Source organism: Streptomyces sp. NPDC007162, from assembly GCF_040634175.1.
In the GTDB taxonomy this organism is placed as follows: domain Bacteria; phylum Actinomycetota; class Actinomycetes; order Streptomycetales; family Streptomycetaceae; genus Streptomyces.
This window is the reverse complement of sequence record NZ_JBEYFC010000571.1, coordinates 1-5,197: the sequence shown is the minus strand read 5'-3', so window position 1 is coordinate 5,197 and position 5,197 is coordinate 1. Positions and strand designations below refer to the sequence as shown.

Annotated in this window: 6 protein-coding genes and 3 pseudogenes; all 9 read left to right on the top strand. The window is 68.5% G+C overall.

Annotation, left to right across the window (positions count from 1 at the left end):
- Positions 1-588, top strand: a pseudogene (locus tag ABZ646_RS39430) (hypothetical protein); the annotation flags it as partial.
- A gap of 96 nt (positions 589-684) precedes the next feature.
- On the top strand, positions 685-1,197 hold the full coding sequence (locus tag ABZ646_RS39425) for a topology modulation protein (RefSeq protein WP_360530406.1): 513 nt from the start codon (positions 685-687) through the stop codon (positions 1,195-1,197).
- Between the two features lie 31 nt (positions 1,198-1,228).
- Positions 1,229-2,074, top strand: coding sequence for a class I SAM-dependent methyltransferase (locus ABZ646_RS39420; RefSeq protein WP_360530403.1), 846 nt, complete (start codon positions 1,229-1,231; stop codon positions 2,072-2,074).
- Positions 2,071-2,832 (top strand): phosphotransferase, encoded by a 762-nt coding sequence (locus ABZ646_RS39415; protein ID WP_360530400.1) that lies wholly within the window; start codon positions 2,071-2,073, stop codon positions 2,830-2,832. Before ABZ646_RS39420 ends, ABZ646_RS39415 begins: the two co-directional genes overlap by 4 nt.
- On the top strand, positions 2,829-3,485 hold the full coding sequence (locus ABZ646_RS39410) for a histidine phosphatase family protein (protein ID WP_360530397.1): 657 nt from the start codon (positions 2,829-2,831) through the stop codon (positions 3,483-3,485). The genes ABZ646_RS39415 and ABZ646_RS39410 overlap by 4 nt, the downstream gene beginning before the upstream one ends.
- Positions 3,482-4,318: an aminoglycoside phosphotransferase gene (locus ABZ646_RS39405; RefSeq protein WP_360530394.1), complete on the top strand. Its 837-nt coding sequence runs from the start codon at positions 3,482-3,484 to the stop codon at positions 4,316-4,318. The genes ABZ646_RS39410 and ABZ646_RS39405 overlap by 4 nt, the downstream gene beginning before the upstream one ends.
- Before the next feature lie 33 nt (positions 4,319-4,351).
- Positions 4,352-4,471 (top strand): annotated as a pseudogene (locus ABZ646_RS39400) (NAD-dependent epimerase/dehydratase family protein); the annotation flags it as partial.
- Positions 4,443-4,874: a GDP-mannose 4,6-dehydratase gene (locus ABZ646_RS39395; RefSeq protein WP_360530391.1), complete on the top strand. Its 432-nt coding sequence runs from the start codon at positions 4,443-4,445 to the stop codon at positions 4,872-4,874. The pseudogene ABZ646_RS39400 and the gene ABZ646_RS39395, both read left to right, overlap by 29 nt.
- 26 nt (positions 4,875-4,900) lie before the next feature.
- Positions 4,901-5,197, top strand: a pseudogene (locus ABZ646_RS39390) (adenosylhomocysteinase); the annotation flags it as partial.

The following is a 5,197-nucleotide window of genomic DNA, read 5'->3' as shown; positions in this document are numbered from 1 at the left end:
GTCGACGACCGTCTCCTCGCCGAGGCGGATCCGATCGTGCTCGCCAAGAAGCCCAGGGAACTCGTCCTCGGGTACGTCGGGAATCAGTACGACCGCGACCAGCATTTCGACCGCTTCTTCGCGCCGGCCGCCGCCCGCTTCGATCACGTGGTCGGGGGCAAGTGGACCAAGACCGATCGCTGGCCGCACGTCCGGTTTCTCGGCAGGCTCCCCTTCGAGGCGGTCCACGCCGTGTATGGCAGGTCTCTGGCAACCGTGCTGATGCTGCCGGAGCGGTACGCCGTCGTCGGGCAGATGACGCAGCGGATCTTCGAGGCCGTCCTCGCCGGCTGCCTGCCGCTCACCCCTGCCGACATCCTGCACGCGGACCGCTTCGTGCCCAAGGAACTGATCGTCAGCTCCGGCAGCGAGGTGATCGAGCGGCTCGCCCACCTCCAGCGGATCGCCGGCACCCAGCAGCACGCGGACCTGATCGCGGCCTGCCTGGACCGCCTGGACCTATTCCGCCTGAGTCGGCAGGTAGACGCGTTGGAAGCCGTCCTGAACACGGCCGCCAGCCCCGTAAATGTGGAACGGGGAGCGGCGTGATGCAGCTGCCTTTCCAGACCATGGCACCTGGATCATCCGAACGTGTCCGATCGGCCGGTCCGACCGGGCACCCGAGCGCCTCTACGCTGGAGCACCATGAAGAAGGTCGCCATCGTCGGCTGCGCAGGCAGCGGCAAGTCCTACGTGGCACGCGAGCTGAGCAGGATCCTCGATGCCCCGGTCACGCACCTGGACGCCGCGTTTTACGACGACGCGTGGAACGCGCTGCCCATGGAGAAGTTCGCCGCCCTGCAGCGGGACCTGGTCGCGCAGCCGAAGTGGGTGATCGACGGGAACTACAACTCCACCTTGCAGATCCGGCTCGAAGCCTGCGACACGGTGGTCCTCATGGACGTCTCGACCGTGGCCGCGCTGTACGGGATCTTCTCCCGCCAGATCCGGCACGGGGCAGGGCACAAGGGCAACGGGGTGCACAACCGCATCCACTGGGGCGTGATCAAGTACGTGGCGACGTACCGCCGCAAGATGCGCCCGCGCGTCATGGCCAAGATCGAGGAATTCGCCTCGGGCCGTGCCGAGGTGGTGCTGCTGCGCAACCGGCGACAGACGCACCGCTGGCTGCGCAAAGTCGCATCGGAGCACCGCTGAGCGCTCCGCGCCCCCGAGGGGAGGGTGCGGCATGAGCGGCGCCAACCCCTTCCTGGACCCCGCGCGGCAAGCGGAGCTGTACGGGCACGCCTCGCGGCTGGCCGGCCGGTCCAATGCCCTGATGCGGGCGAAAACCTCCGGATGCCCGGTACCAGACACGATCGTGCGCCTAGTGCGCGTCCACCACGAGCGGGCAGACGAGCTTGGCTTGGTCCTGGACGTCGGCTGTGGTCGCGGTACGAGCAGTCTGGCCCTGGCCCAGCAACTTCGGCCGCAGCGGGTACTCGGTCTCGACGCGGCTCCGGCCTTGATCGAGCAGGCACTACACCGCGCCCAACGGCTCCCCGACGTCCCAGTCAGCTTCCTCCTGGACAACTTCCACCAACTGCCGCTGCCTGCCCAGTCGTTCGACGTCGCCGTCGCAGCCTTCTGCCTTTACCACTCACCGCAGCCACAGACGGTGGCCGCGGAGATGAAGCGAGTGCTGGCCCCGGGAGGGCTGGCCGTGCTCGTCACCAAGGGGCTCGACAGCTACCGGGAGATGGACCAGCTGGTCGCTGCCGCCGGCCTCGACCCGCGGGCCGAGCAACACGAGAGTCTGTACGTCTCGGCGCACAGCGACAACCTCGCCCACCTGGCCGCCGTGTCGCTCGACGTACTCGCTGTGGAGCACGAGGAACACCGCTTCACCTTCGACGGACACGACCACGTGGCGGAGTACCTGGCCACCAACCCGAAGTACGACCTTGCCCCGGGCCTTTACGGCAATCCTGGCGCGCTCGCGGCAACACTGCATGAGTTCCTGCCGGACCGGCCCCTCACCACCAAGTCCCTCGTCACCTTCGTGGTGGCCCAGTCAGGGGGAGGACGGTCGTGAGCGTTCGCCAGTTCACCAAGCACTACGAGACACCCGGCCGGGTGGCCTCGGCAGCCCGCCATCACGCCTGGCTCGTCGAGCACGCACCGCCGCTGCGGCTTCCGGCGCTGACGGTGGTGGGGCCGACGAGCCTGACATACGGGTGGATCGACGGCCGTCCTGCCCGGACCGAGGACCTGTCGGCCCTGGCTGGGTTGCTGGGCGATGTCCACGGGGCCGCCTGGACCACCGACCTCCGGCCGGCCGCGCTCAACAGGCCCCACCGTTTCCGTGACGGCATCGCGTTCGGCGACTACATCGGTCCCCGGCAGGCTGCCCTGCGAAGAAGGCTGGAACAGGGGTACCTGCCGGACCGCGGGGCCTTGCACGCATTGCTGACGCTGCTGGAGAAGACCGCCGAGGGGCCGACCGCCTTCTACAAGGACAGCAACCCGCGAAACTTCATCATCACCGAGGCCGACGAGATCTACACGGTCGACACCGACGATCTGACGCTGGCGCCGATGGGTTACGACCTGGCGAAACTGATCGCGACGCTGGTCCTGACGTACGGGCCTTTGCCGGCTCCAACCATTGACTCGGCCCTGCGCGCCTACAACGAGGCCGCCGTACGCCACGACCCCCAGCTTGGCATCACGGATCGCGAGCGGCTCGACGACTTCCTCGCCCTGCACGCCGTGCTGACCGCTCCGTACGCCGGGCGCAACGGCTACCGCTACAGCTGGTCGCCCCGACCCTGCCCCCGAGGTTCCGCATGATCACCACCGAACTCGTCTTCGTCCGCCACGGCGAAGCCCAGTGCAACGTCGACGGCCTGGTAGGCGGCCCGCGCACCTGCACCGGGCTTACCAACCGCGGATACGCCCAGACCGAACGGGTCGCGCTCCGCCTCTCCACCGAGCACCGCGACAAGCCGTTCGACGCCCTGTACGCCGGCCCGCGTCTCCGCCTGCGCCAGACCGGCGAGATCATCAGCCAGGCTCTCAACCTCCCCATGTCCACCGACGACCGCCTTGACGGTCCGGTCCACGGTGCCGCCGACGGCAGACCCTGGGCCGAGGTGAAAACCGCCGCCGACGGCGGGCCGCACGCCCACCCGGACAGGCCCTGGGCTGCTGGATCCGACGCGTGGAACGGCTACCTGGAGCGGGCAGGCCGCCTCCTACGGGAGCTCATCGACCATCACGAGGGTGAGCGCATCCTGTTCGCCGCGCACGGCGAGACCGTGATCGCCGCCCACACCCTGCTCCTGGGAATCCCGCTCGGATCTCCGGCCGGGTTCACGGTCTCTCACGGGTCCATCACCCGGTGGCAACACCACCTCAACCGGCTCGGACAGAGACGGTGGATGCTCGACCGTCACAACGACACTGAGCACCTGGCCGCTCTAGCGCAGGAGGCTGTCGCGTGATCACGCTGTCCGATGATCCGCGCCTGAGCCTGGCACGCGGCGCGCTCGGAGCGGTCCGGATCGTGCACGATCCGACTCTCCCGCCCCGAGTCCTGCGTCTCGTCGACGCCGACGGCAATGAGTTCTTCGCCAAGCAGCACAGCGAACGCGACCGATACACCCGAGAACTCCATGCCTATCTCGCCTGGGGAGCTCACCTGATCGGGCACGTCCCCCGCGTGGTGGGCCAGCAGGACAGAACATGCACCCTGCTGCTCACCGCGGTGCGCGGCGTACGGGCGGATACGGTCGCGCCCGGGTCGCCGGAGGAGGAGCAGGCTCACTACGAGGCCGGGCGCGTGCTGGGTAAGCTGCATCACGCCACCTCGGTACCGCGTACCGGCGCCGTCGGCACGGAACTCGCCCAGCGGCTAGGCGAGTGGATCGTCCGTGCAGACCGGGCCAGCCTCATCTCCACGGCCGAACGCGACCGCATGAGCCACAGCGCGGACGTCCTGGCGAACACGCTCATGGACAGCGCGGTGTGCCACCTCGACTACCAGCCGCGAAACTGGCTCCTTGGGGACGCCTTCGGCATGTGCGACTTCGAGCACATGCGCCGGGACGCCCGCATCCGCGACTTCGCCCGGCTCGAATTCCGCCGCTGGCAGGCCGCCCCCTACCTCCGCATGGCCTTCTTCGCCGGATACGGAACGCCGCTGAACGACACCGAACAGCGACTGCTGGAGTCTTTCGGCGCGATCGAGGCCGTCACCGCCCTGGTCCGCGGACACGAGCAGGACGATCTCGCCCTCAGCGCCCACGGCCGCACCGTTCTCGCCCGGCTCGCCTGAACCACCACCCTCCTCGGATTTCTGGAGAACTCCGTGTCACAGCACGCATCCCACCTGACCACCCCCGTCCCCCGCCGGGCCGTGGTGACCGGCGCCGCTGGCTTTATCGGCTCCCACCTCGCCCATGCCCTCATCCAGGCCGGCGCCGTCGTCGTCGGCGTCGACCGCCGCGACCCGGCCACCGACCCCACGGCCGCAGCCAACCTTTCTGTACGGAGACGGTCACCAGCACAGGGACTTCACGTACGTCGACGACGCGGTCGCCGCCACCATCGCCGCGGCCACGATCCCGACCGCCAGCGGAGTGATCAACGTGGGGGGTGGTTCGAGCGCCTCCCTGCTGGAAGTGATCAACATCGCGAACAGCCTCTCAGGCCGCGAGATCCAATTTCACCAGGAAAACCCCCGCAGCGGCGACGTCCTCACCACCCGCGCCGACCCCGGCCGTGCCCATGAGGTCTTGGGCTGGCAGCCCCAGGTCGACCTTCACAACGGCATGCGAGCCCACATGCAGGCGCTGACCGCCGAGACCGCCGCGTACGGCCGCGCGGCATAACCACCGGGACACCAGGAGGAGTTGCAGTGGAGAGTCCTGAAAAGGCGCGACTGGAAGCCTTCTTCCGGCAGATCACAACACGGTTCCCCGCTGGCGAGCAGGTCACCACGCTGATCATCACGCACCTGCTCTCCGAGCGGCCGGCGTTCCTCCGCGCGATGGCGGCGACGTCCACGGTCGGTGCTGTACTACCCAAGCCCAGGTCCGTCGACCAGCCGACGTTGGAGAAGGTCCGACGTGTCTTCACCATCCATGACCTGAACCGAGAACTGTTTGCCGACTCGACCTGGGCGTTGGAGTACCTGGAGGACACAGCGGGCGGT

Excerpts from the sequence above, each read along its gene's own strand:
- ABZ646_RS39425 (WP_360530406.1), top strand. The coding sequence starts at position 685 with ATGAAGAAGGTCGCCATCGTCGGCTGCGCAGGCAGCGGCAAGTCCTAC.
- ABZ646_RS39420 (WP_360530403.1), top strand. The coding sequence starts at position 1,229 with ATGAGCGGCGCCAACCCCTTCCTGGACCCCGCGCGGCAAGCGGAGCTG.
- ABZ646_RS39410 (WP_360530397.1), top strand. The coding sequence starts at position 2,829 with ATGATCACCACCGAACTCGTCTTCGTCCGCCACGGCGAAGCCCAGTGC.
- ABZ646_RS39395 (WP_360530391.1), top strand. The coding sequence starts at position 4,443 with ATGCCCTCATCCAGGCCGGCGCCGTCGTCGTCGGCGTCGACCGCCGCG.